The sequence below is a fragment of the Mesorhizobium sp. WSM4887 genome, assembly GCF_029625865.1.
Taxonomy (GTDB): domain Bacteria; phylum Pseudomonadota; class Alphaproteobacteria; order Rhizobiales; family Rhizobiaceae; genus Mesorhizobium.
In genome coordinates this window covers 1-14,665 of sequence record NZ_JARTVP010000010.1, presented here as the reverse complement: position 1 = coordinate 14,665, position 14,665 = coordinate 1, and the positions used below count along the sequence as shown (strand labels likewise).

Sequence of the window (14,665 nt, the reverse complement as noted above, 5' to 3'; positions counted from 1 at the left end):
CTATTCGCTATTCGCTTCTAGGCCACTTCGTGGCCCGCCATCCGCTCCAGCGCCCTGACCAGCGCCGAGTGATCCTCCTTCGCCCCACCATTGGCGGCGCAGGAATTAAACAGTTGCTGCGTCGTCGAGGTGTTGGGGAGCGCAACGCCGAGCGCCTTGGCGCCTTCCAGCGCGAGGTTGAGGTCCTTCTGGTGCAGTTCGATGCGGAAACCGGGCGCGAAGGTGCGCTTGATCATGCGCTCGCCATGCACTTCGAGGATGCGCGAGGCGGCGAGACCGCCCATCAGGGCTTGGCGAACCCTTGCAGGATCGGCGCCGGCCTTCGAGGCGAAAACCAGGGCTTCGCCGATCGCCTCGATGGTGAGCGCCACGACGATCTGGTTGGCGACCTTGGTGGTCTGGCCGACGCCGTTCGGCCCGACCAGCGTGATGTTCTTGCCCATCTTCTCGAACACCGGCCTGGCGCGCTCGAACGCCTTGTCCTCGCCGCCGACCATGATGGTAAGCGAGGCTGCCTTGGCGCCGACCTCGCCGCCGGATACCGGCGCGTCGAGATAGTCGCAGCCGAGATCGTTGATCTTCTTGGCGAAGTCCTTGGTGGCGATCGGCGAGATCGAGCTCATGTCGATGACGAGCTTGCCTTTCGACAGAGCTGAAGCGACGCCGTTTTCGCCGAACAGCACATCCGCCACCTGCGGCGTGTCGGGCACCATGGTGATGATGATGTCGGCGGCGCTGGCCACCGCATCGTGGCCGGTGACGGTCTTCAGCCCCTTGGCCGCGAGAGCGGCCGGCGGCTTCGAGCGATGGTCGCTGGCGATGACCGGGTAGCCGGCGTCGAGCAGATGCCCCGCCATCGGCGCGCCCATGATGCCGAGGCCAATGAAGCCGATGGTTTCCATTTTGCGGTCTCCTGAAGGTCTTTGTCCGAATGGATCGAAGGCTGGCGCCGCCCCTCATCCGCCTGCCGGCACCTTCTCCCCGTGAAGGATGGGGAGAAGGGACACGCTCCAGCGCTGGCGACCCCCCTCTCCCCCGTATTTCACGGGGAGAGGGTAAGGGTGAGGGGCAGCGCCGAGGCTGGTTGAGAAGCGCCTAAGCCGCCGCACTCCCCTGCCCGGCGAACTGCCGGAACCAGCCGAGTCCCACCTCCGTGCCGGCCTTCGGTTTGTATTCGGCGCCGATCCAGCCGGAATAGCCGAGCCGGTCGATATGGTCGTAGAGGAAGGGATAGTTGATCTCGCCCGTCCCCGGCTCGTGACGGCCGGGATTGTCCGCAAGCTGGATATGCGCGATGCGGCCAAGGTTTGCCTCGATGGTACGGGCGAGATCCCCCTCCATGATCTGCATGTGATAAATGTCGTATTGCAGGAACAGGTTCTTCGAGCCGATGCGGTCGATCAGCGCCAGCGCCTGATCGGTGTAATTCAGGAAGAAGCCCGGAATGTCGCGAGTGTTGATCGGCTCGATCAGCAGCTTGATGCTGGCCTGCTCCAGCTTTTCGGCCGCGAAAGCGAGATTTTCGGCAAAGACGTTTTCCAAAGTAGTGCGATCGGCACCCTGCGGCGCGATGCCGGCGAGGCAGTTGACCTGCTCGCAGCCAACCGCGTGCGCATAAGTGATCGCCTTGGCGACGCCCTGGCGAAATTCAGGCACGCGGTCGGGCAGCACGGCAATGCCGCGCTCGCCCTTTGCCCAGTCGCCGGCCGGCAGGTTGAAGAGAACCTGCGTCAGGCCGTTCTTCTTGAGGCGAGCGGCAACAACGTCCGGCGCATGGTCGTACGGCCCGATATATTCGACGCCCTTGAAGCCGGCGCGGGCAGCGGCATCGAAACGGTCTAGGAAATCGTGCTCCCCGAAGAGCATCGAAAGATTGGCTGAAAAACGCGGCATTCTTTTGCTCCTTCTTTCCCGGACCTTAATCGAGCATCACGATCGCCGTCGGCGCATCCTCGTGGCTTTCGGCAAGCTCCTCGAATTCGGTGATCTTGTCGATTTCGGTGCCCATGGAAATGTTGGTGACACGTTCAAGGATAAATTCGAGAACGACCGGGACCTGGTGTTCCTTCATCAGCCGCTCAGCCTCTTTGAAGGCGCTGGCGAACTCTTCCGGCTTGCGCACGCGAACCGCCTTGCAGCCCATCGCCTCGGCGACCGCGACATGGTCGACGCCGTAGCCGGCCCCGGGATCGTTTGCCCGGTTGACGTTCTCGAAGGCGAGGCTCACCTCGTAGTCCATCGAGAAGCCGCGCTGCGCCTGGCGGATCAGCCCGAGATAGGCGTTGTTCACGACGACGTGGATGTAAGGCAGCTTGTGCTGCGCGCCGACCGCCAGCTCTTCGATCATGAACTGGAAGTCGTAGTCGCCGGAGAGCGCGACGATGGCGCGATCGGGATCCGCGGCACGCACGCCGAGCGCGGCCGGCAGCGTCCAGCCGAGCGGGCCGGCCTGGCCGCAATTGATCCAGTTGCGCGGCTTGTAGACATGCAGGAATTGCGCGCCGGCGATCTGCGACAGGCCGATCGTAGTCACGTAAGTCGTGTCCCGGGCAAACGCCTTGTTCATCTCCTCGTAGACGCGCTGCGGCTTCAGCGGCACCTGCTCGAAATGCGTCTTGCGCTTCATGGTTTTCTTGCGCTGCTGGCATTCCTTCGCCCAGCCCGACCAGTCGCGCAGCTTGCCGGCCGTACGCCACTCGGTGGCGACGTCGAGCAGCATCTTCAGCGCGGCGCCCGCATCCGAGACGATGCCGAGATCCGGCGCGAAGACGCGGCCGATCTGAGTGGGCTCGATGTCGACATGGATGAATTTCTTGCCCTTGGTGTAGACGTCGACCGACCCGGTGTGGCGATTGGCCCAGCGGTTGCCGATGCCAAAGACGAAGTCGGCTTCAAGCATTGTCGCATTGCCGTAACGGTGCGAGGTCTGCAGGCCGCACATGCCGGCCATCAGCCGGTGATCGTCGGGGATCGCGCCCCAGCCCATCAACGTCGGAATGACCGGCACGCCGGTGACTTCGGCGAACTCGATCAGCAAATCGGAAGCATCGGCGTTGATGATGCCGCCGCCGGCGACGATCAGCGGCTTTTGCGCCTGGTTGAGCATTGCCAAAGCCTTTTCGGCCTGGGCGCGCGTCATTGCCGGCCTGAAGGGAACCAGCGGCTCATAGGCCTCGATGTCGAATTCGATCTCGGCAAGCTGCACATCGAGCGGCAGGTCGATCAGCACCGGGCCAGGTCGCGAGGTGCGCATCAGGTGGAACGCCTTCTGCAGCGCCATCGGCACCAGATAGGGTTCCATGACGGTGACGGCCCATTTGGCGACGGGTGCTGCGATCGAAGCGATGTCGACGGCCTGGAAATCCTCCTTGTTGAGGCGAGCGCGCGGCGCCTGCCCGGTAATGCAGAGGATGGGAATGGAATCCGCCGAGGCGGAATAGAGCCCGGTGATCATATCGGTGCCGGCCGGACCTGAGGTGCCGATGCAGAGCCCGATATTGCCGGCCTTGGCGCGGGTAAAACCTTCAGCCATGTGCGAGGCGCCCTCGACATGGCGCGCGAGAACGTGGCGGATGGTGCCGCGCGCCTTCAGCGCCGAATAGAGCGGGTTGATCGCCGCGCCCGGCACGCCGAAGGCATTGGTGATGCCTTCCTTTTCTAGAACGAGAACCGCCGCGTCGACAGCGCGCATCCTGGCCATGTTCAGCCTCCACTTCGTTGGTTGGCTTTAGAATGCCAGCGCGTTCTCGATTTTTCAATTTTTTCAGAATATTTTTTCATTTCTAGAAAACTGTTGTACCTGGCTGAATTCACTGATCTTTTCCTTTTCCAGAAAATCGCCACGACGGGCTAGTGAAAAACTTTTTCATTGTGCTCCGCACGAAATTGCGGAGAATGCGTGCATGGAAACCACGGAAAAACGCCAACGCGGCCGGCCGCGTGCCTTCAACGGCCCGCAGGAAGCGGCTTCAGTGCAGTCGCTCGACCGCGCGCTGCGCATCCTGGCGATCGTCGCGGACGCCAGCGGCTTGTCCTTGAGCGAGATCGCGGCGCGCAGCGGCATCGCCGCCTCAACGGCCTACCGCATGCTGACGACGCTGGAGAACCACGGCATGGTCGAGTTCGACTCGACCGACCAGCTCTGGTCGATCGGCGTCGAGACCTACCGCATGGGCGCCGCCTTCCTGCGCCGCCGCAAGCTGGTCGACCGCGCCCGCATCGTCATGCAGGAACTGATGGAAAAGACCGGCGAGACCGCCAATCTGGGCGTCGCCGAAGACGATTGCGTGGTTTTCGTAAGTCAGGTCGAGACGCATCAGGCGATCCGGGCCTTCTTCCGGCCGGGCACGCGCAGTTCCTTCCATGCGTCGGGCATAGGCAAGGCGGTGCTGGCGCATCTCGAGCCGGAGCGGGTCGCCGCCATCCTGCGCAAGGCCGGCCTGCAACGCTACACCGACAAGACGCTCTCCGACATCTCGGCGCTGGCTCATGATCTGGCGACCATCAAGCATCGCGGCTGGTCGGTCGACGACGAGGAACGCCATCCCGGCATGCGCTGTGTCGCCGCCGCCATCTTCAACGAGTTCGGCGAGCCGATCGGCGGCGTTTCCGTGTCCGGCCCGACGGTGCGGGTGACGCCCGAGCGCCTGGCCGAGATCGGTCCGCTGGTGCGCGAGGCCGCGGCCGAGGTGACGAAGATGATCGGCGGCGTGAAAGCCTACTGACTGCGACAGCTTTTGTTTGCGCATGACCCCGGCGTCATGCGCCGGGCAGCGCGCTCTTGGCCGCTATGTCGAAGCGGGCCAGACTAAACGTATCGCTGTACACCGTCGGCTGCATAGGCCCTGCCGTCTTGCCGCGGCGTTCGAATGCATGCGAAAGGGCGTGGATGCGGAAAACGGTTCAACTCTTGCTCGCCGCTTCACTTTGCGGATGCGCCGCCACGACACCGGTGCCGGACTCGAACCGGCAGCGCGTCGATTCCATACCGATCTCGCTTGCCCTCGAGGAGATCATTACCGCCGGCGTCCGCCAGCACTTGAAGGATCCAGTCTCGGCGAAGTTCGGGACGATGCTTGCCGGTGAGCGGACGTTGAACGGCCGCCATGAGATCGTGGTTTGCGGCTTTGTCGACGACAAGCGCTCGTCGGGCGGCTCCAGCGACGACAAAGCCTTCGTTGCCAAGGTCTACCCGGATGCTGGAAACAGCTTCGAACTTGTCGCGATGAGCAGTGAATCGCCGAATGCCGGGCTTGCCATTGCCGGCGCCTGCCGCAGCGCGGGATTGGCGATCGAGGCCAAGACCTCCTAGCCACCAAACGAAAAAGGGGCCGCGAAGCCCCCTTTCCGGCTGCCGAGACGGTGGCTCTCCTCTGTTTACGCAATTCCGGACGGAAAACCGCTATGCGCTTTTCCTGGAATTGCTCTCAGAGGCGGCAGTAATGCGGATAGCCGTCATAGCCGATGTAGGTGTTCGAGCCCGGATCGTAGCTGGCATAGCGGGCCATGCAGCGGCGAACATGCCAGGAACCGTGGTAGCCATCCTCGACATAGACCGTCCGCGGCTGCTGAGCGAGCAGGTTGCCCAGGACGAAGCCGCCAACGCCGGCGGCGATGCCGATGCCGAGCTCGCGGCGGTGATGATGGTCGTGAGCGGCCGAAGGCTGGACGGTGCCGGCCAGCGTGCCGGCGGCGACAGAGGTGGCGATAAGGGTCGAAACGAGCGTGCGCTTGAACATGATGATCTCCTTGGTTCCTGACCGAGGCGATCCATCCGCCTCTTGATCATCTGTCGTTGCAGCGCGGAAAAGGTTCGAAGTTTTTTTCTGATTTTTTTGAGCGCCCGGAAGCGGCTCAAATCTTTCGGGACTGCTCCTATCTCTGATCGAGGCGACCATTCGCCTCTGGTGATCAGTTGTGGCGGAGCGGCGGCAAAAGGTTCGATGGATGGGTGAATGAGTGAATGGTCGAGAAAACGCCGCCTTTCACCATTAACCATTCACCCCCCTTCACCCCATTCCCGTCACGTGCCGCAGCCAGAAGGCCAGCACGATGAAGCCGATGATCGTGGTGACGCCCGTCCAGTCGATGTTGGCCTTCTTCAGATCGCTGACGGCCTTCATCAGGAGAAGCCAAGTCACGACGATGAGCGGTAGGATGATGACGAATCTGATCATGCGACACCCCGTTCGACGCGATTGCACCCGACAGAGATGTAGGAAGCGGCGCGCCTCTTTTCAGCATGCCGACTAAGCCAAGCGGTCCATTAGCAACCCAAAACGGAGTTTTGTCTTTACTGGCGCACGAAATGTGCTACCGGAGCGCCGTGCCCTTGTAGCTCAGCTGGTAGAGCAGCGGTTTTGTAAACCGAAGGTCGCGGGTTCGATCCCTGCCGGGGGCACCATCCTTCGCTCTGCCAGCTTTCGAAGCATCACTATATTCTGGCAATGCGCTATTTCCGGCAGGTGCTGCCATGTCGCGAACTCTGATCGTCATTGGCCTCAGCATAGTTGCCGCTGGCCTGCTGTGGCCATGGGTGACCAGGATCGGCCTCGGCAGGTTGCCCGGTGATATCGTGATCGAGCGCGAGAATTTCAGGCTCTACTTTCCCATCACCACGGGAATTCTGATCAGTGTCGTTCTCTCGACCATTCTGTGGCTGCCGCAGCGCTTTGCTGAAAGCCCTCTACCCGCTCGCTCTTGATCTTCTATACGCCGATCGCAGCCACCAAGATCCGGTTCTGCCGCTTTATCGCCGCGCGCAGCTCCAGGATTTTCGCCTCGTCGCGCTTCACGAACTCGATGAACATCATGTTCATGTTGTTGAAGATCAACTCGCCCACCGCTGGGCCGTCGATGTCTGACCGCACCAGGCCGATCTCCTGCAGGCGGGCGATCAGCGCCCGGATCTGTTCGGTCAAGGCGCGGTCGAGCGCGGTATAGGCCTGGCCGAAAGGGCTGTCGGGCAATTGGGTCGAGATTGCCATCGCCTGCCGCCACATCTCCTTGCTCAGGTAATTGAGCGAGTGCTCGATATAGATGCCGATCAGCCTGTCGAGCGCGTCGCCGACATCGGCCGGCGGGCTGCCGACCACGCCTTGCCCGGCATTCAGCACCTCGTTGACCTCCATAGCGACGATGGCGCCGAGGATGTCACCCTTATTCTGGTAGTAATTGTAGATCGTGCCGATCGAGACCTCTGCCTGCGCAGCTATGGCCTCGATCTTGGCGCCTTCATAGCCGGCCTCACGGAAAAGCTCCGTCGCCGCATCGATGATGCGGCGGTGCCTGTCCGCCTTCTGCCGTGCGCGCAATCCGCTCATATCGGCCTCTCTGCCACAAAATCATAATTGACTCAATTTTAGAATTGGTTCAACTTTTCTTCAACAAGCCAGCAAGGCAGGGAGAACACTCGATGACCGTCAATGTCCGGAATCCGCTTTCCAGCCTGAAGTCCCGTCTCGGAGCCGCCTGCGCTGCTGTGGCGCTGCTCGCCGCGGGCGGCGGTCAGGCCGCCGATCTCAACGCGCTGATCTGGTGCGACCACTCCGATCCGGCGCTGCTGCAGCCCTTCGAGGAGGCCAACAACGTCAAGGTCAACGTCAAGGAATTCGAGGGCACAGGCGCAGGGCTCGCGATCGTCGATCAGTCGCAGCCGGGCGATTGGGACGTGATGGTGATCGATTCCATCGACGTACCGCGCGGTGTCGAGAAAGGCCTGTTCGAGCCGCTGCCGGAGGTCAAGCTGCCTTTCGCCGACCTCTTTCCGGAAGTGAAGATGGACAAGTCGACCGTAGTCGACGGCAAGCGCTACGGCATCACCGAAAAGTTCGGCTACAACACGATCGGCTTCAACAAGACCAAGGTCGATCCGGCCGACATGCAGTCGCTGGCTTCGCTGACCAGCGACAAATACAAGGGCAAGATCGCGATCTACGACTATTACCTGCCGGTCATCGGCATGGCGGCTCTGGCCATCGGCAAGAAGACGGCCGACCTCACCGAGGCAGACCTGCCCGCTCTTAAGGCCGAGCTGCTCAAGATGAAGGCCAACGCCAAGCTGGTCGGCGAAGTCACCGCCAGCCAGACCGCGCTTGCGACCGGCGAAGTGGACGTCCTTGTCGGCGGCGGCGAGTGGGTGACGGCGGGGCTCGCCAAGGAAAACCCGGCGCTCGACTTCTCGATCCCCAAGGAAGGCGCGGTGCTGTGGTCGCAGTCGCTCGCCATGTTCAAGGATTCCAAGAACAAGGACATGGCGCTAAAATTCATTCAGTACATTCTGAGCCCGGAAGGCCAGGCGCGCCTTGCCACCTCCTCCTGCTACTGGGGCATGCCGTCCAACAAGAAGGCAGCGCTCACCGACGAGCAGAAGAAGATCCTGCGCTTCGATGAGCAGCCCGGCTTCCTCGCCCGCGCCCAGGCCTATCCGGCGCCGAACGCCGATCTCGACAAGAAGATGCAGGACATGTGGACCGAAATGCTGCAGGCGCAGTAATCGGCCGATGAGCGTTGCCGGAATCAACCTGCGTGCCCTGCCCTGGGCGCTGGTCACGCCGGCGCTGGCGTGGACGCTTCTGTTCTTCGTGCTGCCCTTCGTCGCCATGGGATTGTCGAGCCTGACGGCGCATGAAGGCGGCGGCTTCACTTTGGCCAATTACAGCCAGTTCTTCACCGATCCATCCTACTGGCGGGCGATGGTGAACTCGCTGGAGGTGACCGCAATCGTCACCGTGATTTCGATCGTGCTCGCCTATCCATTCGCCTGGATCCTTGCCGAAAAAGTGCCGGAGCGCTGGCAGCGATTGGCACTGATGCTCGCCGTGCTGCCGTTCTGGACGTCTTACGTCGTGCGCTCCTATTCCTGGCTGCTCGTGCTGGCGCAGACCGGCGTCATCAATCGGGCGCTCACCGGCATCGGCTTGGTCGCGGAGCCGCTGCAGCTTGCGAACACTCGGTTCGCTACCGTCACCGGCTTCGTCCACTTCTTCGTCATGCTGCTGACGCTCACCATATTCGCCAATCTGAAACAACTTAGCCCGAGCTATCGCAAGGCGGCCGCCGACCTCGGTGCCGGGCCGGTGCGGACCTTCCTGCATGTCGTGCTGCCGCTGACCCTGCCCGGTATCATGGTCGGGGCTTTCCTCACCTTCGTACTCTGCATCGGCGACTACATCACGCCGCAGATCCTCGGCGGCAACAACGAGCTGCTCATGCCGCAGCTAGTCATGATGCAGATCGGCCGGCGCGGCGATTTTCCGCTGGCCTCGGCGCTTTCGATCATCCTGATGGCCGTCGTCACCGTCGCCTATCTCGCCTGCGCCCGCTGGCTGAAGATCGAGCGGGCTTGACCATGCGTGCTGCCGTCCGCCTCGCTGCCTGGCTGTACGCGATCGCCGTCTACGGCTTCATCTTCCTGCCGGTCGTCGTGCTGATACTGTTCTCGCTGCAGGCGACCTCTTTCCCCATCCCGCCTTTCACCGGCCCGTCGCTGCGCTGGTACCAGGCGGTGCTGTCCGATGCACGCCTCACCTCCGCGCTGGTCAATTCGCTGCTGGTGGCTGTGCTGTCCTCGCTTGCATCCGTCACGCTCGGCTTCCTTTCCGCCTGGAGTTTCGCGCGCTTCGTGCTGCCGGGCTCGGCCCTGCTGCGCGGGCTGATCACGCTGCCGCTCACCGTCAGCTATCTGATCATCGGCATGGGGCTGCTGGTGCTGTTCAACTGGGCCGGCGTGCCGAAATCGCTCATCGCCGCCGGCATCGGTCATGTGGTGATCAACCTGCCGCTCTGCTTCGCCATCATCTACAGCCAGATGGGCGACCACCAGATCAACATCGAGCGCGCCGCGCGCGACCTCGGCGCTCCCGAATGGAAGGTGCTGCTGATGATCACGGTGCCGGTCATGGCGCCGGCGATCTTCGCCGGCTTCTTCCTGTCGATGACCTTCTCCTGGGACGAGTTCGTCATCTCCTTCCTGCTCACCCGATTCGAGACGACGCTCCCGGTCGAGATCTGGAACCTCTTGCGCTCCGGCCTCAATCCCAAGACCAATGCCGTCGGTTCGCTGGTCTTTGCGGTTTCCATTGTGCTCGTGGTGCTGTTCGAATTGACCCTGCTGCGGAGAAAGCCGGCATGAGCGCCCCGTTGGTCGACATCCGCAACGTCTCGCATCGTTTCGGCCACCTTCGCGTTTTGAAGAACGTCTCGCTCGCGATCGAGCCCGGCAGCTATACGATCCTCCTCGGCCCGTCCGGCTCCGGCAAGACGACGCTGCTTTCGATCCTTGGCGGCTTCGTCACCCCCAGCGAAGGCAAGGTGTTCATTCGCGGCGCGGATTGCACCGCCGTGCCGCCGGCCAAGCGCCCGACGACGACCGTCTTCCAGGACTACGCGCTGTTCCCGCATATGAGCGTCGGTAAGAATGTCGGCTTCGGGCTGCGCATGCAGGGCGTCGATGGCGCGACGCGGATGGCAAAGGCGCGCGAAGCGCTCGCCCTCGTCGGGCTTGCAGACTCCTTCGACAAGAAGCCGCACCAGCTCTCCGGTGGCCAGCGCCAGCGCGTGGCGCTGGCGCGCGCGCTGGTCATCGAGCCGGCGGTGCTGTTGCTCGACGAGCCGCTCGGCGCGCTGGATCTTAAGCTGCGCCGGCAGATGCAGGACGAGTTGAAAGCGATCCAGAAGCGGGTCGGCACCGCATTCGTCCATGTCACGCACGACCAGGAAGAAGCGATGGCCCTGGCTGACCATTGCGTGGTGATGAATGACGGGCGCATCGAGGACGAAGGACCGCCCGAGCGGGTCTATGCGCGGCCGAAGACTCGCTTCTCGGCGACCTTCATGGGCGAAAGCACGATTCTTGCCGGCAAAGCCGGCGAAACACAGGATGGACGCTTCGCAGTGGCGACCAGGCTCGGGCCGATCTCGCTGCCCGGCACGGCGCCGGCTGGCGCGGCTGTGGCGCTTGCCATCCGGCCCGAGCACCTCATCCTTGCGGGAGCGAAAGGCGACGTTGCGCTCGGCACCGCCAGAGTGAGCGACGTCGTCTTCCAAGGGAGCTTCAAGCGGGTGCTCGCCACCTCGGCGCAGGATCCTGCATTGCAGTTCATCGCCAAGGCACCAGCTCCCGCGACCGTCCAGGCCGGCGACACGGTCGCGGTTTCATGCGATGCTCAAGACATCATCCTGCTGGCGGACTGATCCAATGAGCATGCTTCCGGTCATCGAGGCTCCGGACTGGTACGAGAGCATCCGCATGGGCGACGACGTCACGCTCATCCATGAGCCATGGATAAAGCCGTTCTTCCGCTGCAACATCTGGCATGTGCGCGGCCGCGACCGCGATCTTTTGTTCGATACCGGTCTCGGCCATGTCAGCCTGCGGCGCCATGTGCCGCTGGTCACCGAACGCAAGCTTGTCTGCGTCGCCAGCCACACGCATTTCGACCACATCGGCTGCCACCACGAATTTCCGGATCGCTGCGTGCATTCCGCTGAAGCCCAGATCCTCGCCGATCCGCGCAACGAATGGACGGTCGCCGACCGCTACGCGACAGACGAGATGTTCGACGGCATGCCCGACGGATGGGATACGGCCAGCTACCGCATCCCGCCTGCGCCGGCCAACCGGCTGCTTGAGCATGGCGACGTTGTCGATCTCGGCGATCGTGCCTTCGAGGTCATCCACACGCCTGGCCACTCACCCGGCGGCATCGCGCTCTACGAGCGAAAGACCCGCATCCTCTTGTCCGGCGACATCGTCTATGACGGGCCGCTGATCGACGACGTCTACCACTCCGATATTGGCGACTATGTCGAAACGCTGCTTGCCATGCGCGACCTCGACGTCTCGGTTGTGCATGGTGGTCATTTCCCGAGCTTCGGCAAGGTGCGCTACCGCCAGGTGATCGACGAGTATCTTTCGCAGAAGCGCCAGGCGGGCTGTCACCTGCTGCAGAACCGCTAGCGCTCTAAAGCGCCCTTTGCGGACAGGGCATCCCGGCGGCGTCGCCGCAGCGGGAGGCCGTCGGATGCGGCCGCTGGCTCATCTCCTCCGAGTGGCGCACAAGCTCGGCGAACATGAGGGCGAAACTTCCCATCATCAGGAAGACTATTATCAGACGCGTCACCGGCAATAGACAGGTCTCTCGACTGGCCAGCCCCCGCCAACCCATCCACTGCCGGCTAACATGATCGATCCGGCTTTACGAGTGTTTAAGCCTGGTCTTAACCATTACAGCCATCACATTCGTTGCATGGCTGTCACGAAGCGCGAGCGCCAACGCCTATCCGCATGGCGGGGCGCACCGCCCTTTGCAGATGCGGTCGGCGCATGCTACGCCGTCGCCTGCGCGACCGGCAGGCGGTAGCGGTCGCCGTTCGGGATCCATGAGCAAAGAAACCAGCCGTTTCGCCTTCGTCTCTTCCGACACCGACGACGCCCGCGCGGCGCTGGAAACCTTGTCGGCGCGCTATGGGCAAATACCTGTCGCCGAGGCGGAGATCATCATCGCGCTCGGCGGTGACGGCTTCCTGCTGCAGACGCTGCGCGACACGATGAGCACGGGCAAGAAGGTCTACGGGATGAACCGTGGCACCATCGGCTTCCTGATGAACGAATATCGCGCCGGCGGTCTCGATGAACGCATTTCGAAAGCGGTATCCGAGACGATCCGCCCACTCGAAATGCAGGCGGTGACTCACGAGGGCGAAACGATCTCGGCGCTGGCGATCAACGAAGTGGCGCTTTGGCGCCAATCCTATCAGACCGCGAAAATACGCATCACCGTCGACGAGCAGGTGCGGCTGGAGGAATTGAACTGCGACGGCGTCATGATCGCGACACCCGCTGGTTCGACAGCCTACAATCTGTCGGCGCACGGGCCGATCCTACCGCTCGACGCGCCGCTTTTGGCGCTGACGCCGGTCAGCCCCTTCCGGCCCCGGCGCTGGCGCGGCGCGCTGCTCTCCAACAAAGCGATCGTGCGCTTCGACATATTGGAGTCGGAAAAGCGCCCGGTGAACGCCGCCGCCGACCACACCGAGGTCAAGGCGATCGCCTCTGTCACGGTGCGGGAATCGCCGACCGCGACGGCGACGTTGCTGTTCGATCCCAATCATTCATGGAACGAGCGTATTCTTGCCGAGCAATTCCGCTATTGAGCCGGTAGAAGACAATAACCCCGATTAAGCATCGCAATTAAGGTTACGTGTTCACAATCCGCCGGATTCCCGGCCGTTTCTGTTGACAAATCGCGGACTTGCGCCTAACTGCAACCCGATCTTGCAGGCGCGCGGCGCCCGCCGCAACGTGTGTTGCGATTTTTCCCGAACCAGCCAAAGACAGCCACAACTTGTCCGCAGACACTCAGACCGCTCAAGAAGCGTTGACGTTCACAGACCTCGGCCTGTCGCCGAAGGTCCTCTCCGCAGTCACCGATGCCGGCTACACCAAGCCTACCCCGATCCAGTCCGGCGCCATTCCGCATGCGCTGCTCGGGAAGGATGTGTTGGGCATTGCGCAGACAGGCACCGGCAAGACCGCTTCCTTCGTGCTGCCGATGCTGACCCGGCTGGAAAAGGGCCGTGCGCGTGCCCGGATGCCGCGCACGCTGATCCTCGAGCCGACACGCGAGCTCGCCGCCCAGGTTGAGGAAAACTTCGTCAAATACGGCAAGAACCACAAGCTCAACATCGCGCTGCTGATCGGCGGCGTCTCCTTCGAGGAGCAGGACAAGAAGCTGGAGCGCGGCGCCGATGTGCTGATCGCCACGCCCGGCCGGCTGCTCGACCACCGCGAGCGCGGCAAGCTCTTGCTCAACGGCGTCGAGATCCTCGTCATCGACGAGGCCGACCGTATGCTCGATATGGGCTTCATCCCGGATATCGAGCGCATCTGCGAGATGATCCCGTTCACGCGCCAGACCTTGTTCTTCTCGGCGACCATGCCGCCGGAAATCACCAAGCTTACCGAGAAATTCCTGCATGCGCCGGTGCGCGTCGAGGTATCCAGAGCCGCTTCCACCGCGACCAGCATCACGCAGCGCCTGGTGAAGTCAGGCTCCAAGCCGTGGGACAAGCGCGAGACGCTTCGCAATCTCATGCGGGCCGAAGAGTCCGATCTGAAGAACGCCATCATCTTCTGCAACCGCAAGGTCGAAGTGTCGGAGCTTTTCCGCTCGCTGCTGAAGCATGATTTCGACGCCGGCGCGCTGCATGGCGACATGGATCAGCGCGCCCGCATGCAGATGCTTGCCAATTTCCGCGATGGCAAGCTGCGTTACCTCGTCGCCTCGGACGTCGCCGCCCGCGGCCTCGATATTCCAGACGTCAGCCACGTCTTCAACTACGACGTGCCGATCCATGCAGAGGATTATGTCCACCGTATCGGGCGCACCGGCCGGGCCGGCCGCTCCGGAAAATCCTTCACCATCGCGACGCGCTCCGACACCAAATATGTCGACGCCATCGAAAAGCTGATTGGCACCAAGATCGAATGGCATGACGGCGACCTGTCAACGGTCGCCGAGAGCGAAGGCGAAGAAGCGCCTCGCCGTGGCCGCGGGGGGGGGGGGGGGGGCGGGGGGGCCGGGGGGGGGGGGGCGCGGCCCCCGGGGGGGGGGGGGGACCCCCCCCCCCCCCCCCCCCCCCCCCCCCCCCCCCCCCCCCCCCC

General features: G+C 62.9%; 16 protein-coding genes and 1 tRNA gene. 11 read left to right on the top strand and 6 right to left on the bottom strand.

What is annotated here, in order from left to right; genetic code table 11:
- Window positions 1–17: 17 nt before the first annotated feature.
- From P9230_RS25975 to gcl, 3 genes are all read right to left on the bottom strand, one after another.
- Window positions 18–902 carry a 2-hydroxy-3-oxopropionate reductase gene (locus P9230_RS25975; protein WP_278121101.1) on the bottom strand — a complete coding sequence of 295 codons (885 nt, stop codon included), beginning with the start codon at window positions 900–902 and terminating at the stop codon, window positions 18–20.
- 193 nt (window positions 903–1,095) lie between these two features.
- Window positions 1,096–1,893 carry a 2-oxo-tetronate isomerase gene (gene otnI / locus P9230_RS25970; RefSeq protein ID WP_278121099.1) on the bottom strand — a complete coding sequence of 266 codons (798 nt, stop codon included), beginning with the start codon at window positions 1,891–1,893 and terminating at the stop codon, window positions 1,096–1,098.
- A 25-nt stretch (window positions 1,894–1,918) separates the two neighbouring features.
- Window positions 1,919–3,700, bottom strand: a complete 1,782-nt coding sequence (gene gcl / locus P9230_RS25965) for a glyoxylate carboligase (RefSeq protein WP_095824697.1) — start codon at window positions 3,698–3,700, stop codon at window positions 1,919–1,921.
- Between the two features lie 202 nt (window positions 3,701–3,902).
- Here gcl and bhcR point away from each other — a divergent pair, with 202 nt between their 5' ends.
- The gene (bhcR, locus tag P9230_RS25960; RefSeq protein WP_066989549.1) at window positions 3,903–4,724 is read left to right on the top strand and encodes an HTH-type transcriptional regulator BhcR; all 822 of its coding nucleotides are present in this window, start codon (window positions 3,903–3,905) and stop codon (window positions 4,722–4,724) included.
- A 164-nt stretch (window positions 4,725–4,888) separates the two neighbouring features.
- Window positions 4,889–5,311: a hypothetical protein gene (locus P9230_RS25955; protein WP_278121096.1), complete on the top strand. Its 423-nt coding sequence runs from the start codon at window positions 4,889–4,891 to the stop codon at window positions 5,309–5,311.
- Between the two features lie 115 nt (window positions 5,312–5,426).
- On the opposite strand, the gene P9230_RS25950 is transcribed toward P9230_RS25955, so the two are convergent.
- A complete protein-coding gene (locus P9230_RS25950; protein WP_066989901.1) occupies window positions 5,427–5,738 on the bottom strand; it encodes a BA14K family protein in 312 nt (103 codons plus the stop codon).
- Between the two features lie 270 nt (window positions 5,739–6,008).
- The gene (locus tag P9230_RS25945; RefSeq protein ID WP_082953745.1) at window positions 6,009–6,176 is read right to left on the bottom strand and encodes a hypothetical protein; all 168 of its coding nucleotides are present in this window, start codon (window positions 6,174–6,176) and stop codon (window positions 6,009–6,011) included.
- Window positions 6,177–6,327: 151 nt separating this feature from the next.
- On the opposite strand from P9230_RS25945, the gene P9230_RS25940 reads away from it, so the two are divergent.
- Window positions 6,328–6,403: transfer RNA gene (locus P9230_RS25940), tRNA-Thr, on the top strand.
- A 69-nt stretch (window positions 6,404–6,472) separates the two neighbouring features.
- Window positions 6,473–6,703 carry a DUF2905 domain-containing protein gene (locus tag P9230_RS25935; RefSeq protein ID WP_278121093.1) on the top strand — a complete coding sequence of 77 codons (231 nt, stop codon included), beginning with the start codon at window positions 6,473–6,475 and terminating at the stop codon, window positions 6,701–6,703.
- Window positions 6,704–6,707: 4 nt separating this feature from the next.
- Here the strand turns inward: P9230_RS25935 and P9230_RS25930 are convergent, their stop codons facing one another.
- On the bottom strand, window positions 6,708–7,322 hold the full coding sequence (locus P9230_RS25930; RefSeq protein ID WP_278121091.1) for a TetR/AcrR family transcriptional regulator: 615 nt from the start codon (window positions 7,320–7,322) through the stop codon (window positions 6,708–6,710).
- Between the two features lie 92 nt (window positions 7,323–7,414).
- On the opposite strand from P9230_RS25930, the gene P9230_RS25925 reads away from it, so the two are divergent.
- The 7 genes from P9230_RS25925 to P9230_RS25895 form a co-directional block, all read left to right on the top strand.
- Window positions 7,415–8,494 carry a spermidine/putrescine ABC transporter substrate-binding protein gene (locus P9230_RS25925; protein WP_278121089.1) on the top strand — a complete coding sequence of 360 codons (1,080 nt, stop codon included), beginning with the start codon at window positions 7,415–7,417 and terminating at the stop codon, window positions 8,492–8,494.
- Window positions 8,495–8,501: 7 nt separating this feature from the next.
- The gene (locus P9230_RS25920) at window positions 8,502–9,347 is read left to right on the top strand and encodes an ABC transporter permease (protein WP_278121087.1); all 846 of its coding nucleotides are present in this window, start codon (window positions 8,502–8,504) and stop codon (window positions 9,345–9,347) included.
- Window positions 9,348–9,349: 2 nt separating this feature from the next.
- Window positions 9,350–10,132 carry an ABC transporter permease gene (locus tag P9230_RS25915; protein ID WP_278121086.1) on the top strand — a complete coding sequence of 261 codons (783 nt, stop codon included), beginning with the start codon at window positions 9,350–9,352 and terminating at the stop codon, window positions 10,130–10,132.
- Window positions 10,129–11,193, top strand: coding sequence for an ABC transporter ATP-binding protein (locus P9230_RS25910; RefSeq protein WP_066989534.1), 1,065 nt, complete (start codon window positions 10,129–10,131; stop codon window positions 11,191–11,193). Before P9230_RS25915 ends, P9230_RS25910 begins: the two co-directional genes overlap by 4 nt.
- 4 nt (window positions 11,194–11,197) lie before the next feature.
- Window positions 11,198–11,959, top strand: a complete 762-nt coding sequence (locus P9230_RS25905) for an MBL fold metallo-hydrolase (protein ID WP_278121083.1) — start codon at window positions 11,198–11,200, stop codon at window positions 11,957–11,959.
- A gap of 422 nt (window positions 11,960–12,381) precedes the next feature.
- Window positions 12,382–13,155, top strand: a complete 774-nt coding sequence (locus P9230_RS25900; protein WP_067321550.1) for an NAD kinase — start codon at window positions 12,382–12,384, stop codon at window positions 13,153–13,155.
- 224 nt (window positions 13,156–13,379) lie between these two features.
- The coding region (locus tag P9230_RS25895; RefSeq protein ID WP_278121081.1) for a DEAD/DEAH box helicase at window positions 13,380–14,665 on the top strand (1,286 nt) is incomplete at its 3' end.

Coding starts and splice junctions, on each gene's coding strand:
- P9230_RS25975 (WP_278121101.1), bottom strand. CDS start 902: ATGGAAACCATCGGCTTCATTGGCCTCGGCATCATGGGCGCGCCGATG.
- otnI (WP_278121099.1), bottom strand. CDS start 1,893: ATGCCGCGTTTTTCAGCCAATCTTTCGATGCTCTTCGGGGAGCACGAT.
- gcl (WP_095824697.1), bottom strand. CDS start 3,700: ATGGCCAGGATGCGCGCTGTCGACGCGGCGGTTCTCGTTCTAGAAAAG.
- bhcR (WP_066989549.1), top strand. CDS start 3,903: ATGGAAACCACGGAAAAACGCCAACGCGGCCGGCCGCGTGCCTTCAAC.
- P9230_RS25955 (WP_278121096.1), top strand. CDS start 4,889: ATGCGGAAAACGGTTCAACTCTTGCTCGCCGCTTCACTTTGCGGATGC.
- P9230_RS25950 (WP_066989901.1), bottom strand. CDS start 5,738: ATGTTCAAGCGCACGCTCGTTTCGACCCTTATCGCCACCTCTGTCGCC.
- P9230_RS25945 (WP_082953745.1), bottom strand. CDS start 6,176: ATGATCAGATTCGTCATCATCCTACCGCTCATCGTCGTGACTTGGCTT.
- P9230_RS25935 (WP_278121093.1), top strand. CDS start 6,473: ATGTCGCGAACTCTGATCGTCATTGGCCTCAGCATAGTTGCCGCTGGC.
- P9230_RS25930 (WP_278121091.1), bottom strand. CDS start 7,322: ATGAGCGGATTGCGCGCACGGCAGAAGGCGGACAGGCACCGCCGCATC.
- P9230_RS25925 (WP_278121089.1), top strand. CDS start 7,415: ATGACCGTCAATGTCCGGAATCCGCTTTCCAGCCTGAAGTCCCGTCTC.
- P9230_RS25920 (WP_278121087.1), top strand. CDS start 8,502: ATGAGCGTTGCCGGAATCAACCTGCGTGCCCTGCCCTGGGCGCTGGTC.
- P9230_RS25915 (WP_278121086.1), top strand. CDS start 9,350: ATGCGTGCTGCCGTCCGCCTCGCTGCCTGGCTGTACGCGATCGCCGTC.
- P9230_RS25910 (WP_066989534.1), top strand. CDS start 10,129: ATGAGCGCCCCGTTGGTCGACATCCGCAACGTCTCGCATCGTTTCGGC.
- P9230_RS25905 (WP_278121083.1), top strand. CDS start 11,198: ATGAGCATGCTTCCGGTCATCGAGGCTCCGGACTGGTACGAGAGCATC.
- P9230_RS25900 (WP_067321550.1), top strand. CDS start 12,382: ATGAGCAAAGAAACCAGCCGTTTCGCCTTCGTCTCTTCCGACACCGAC.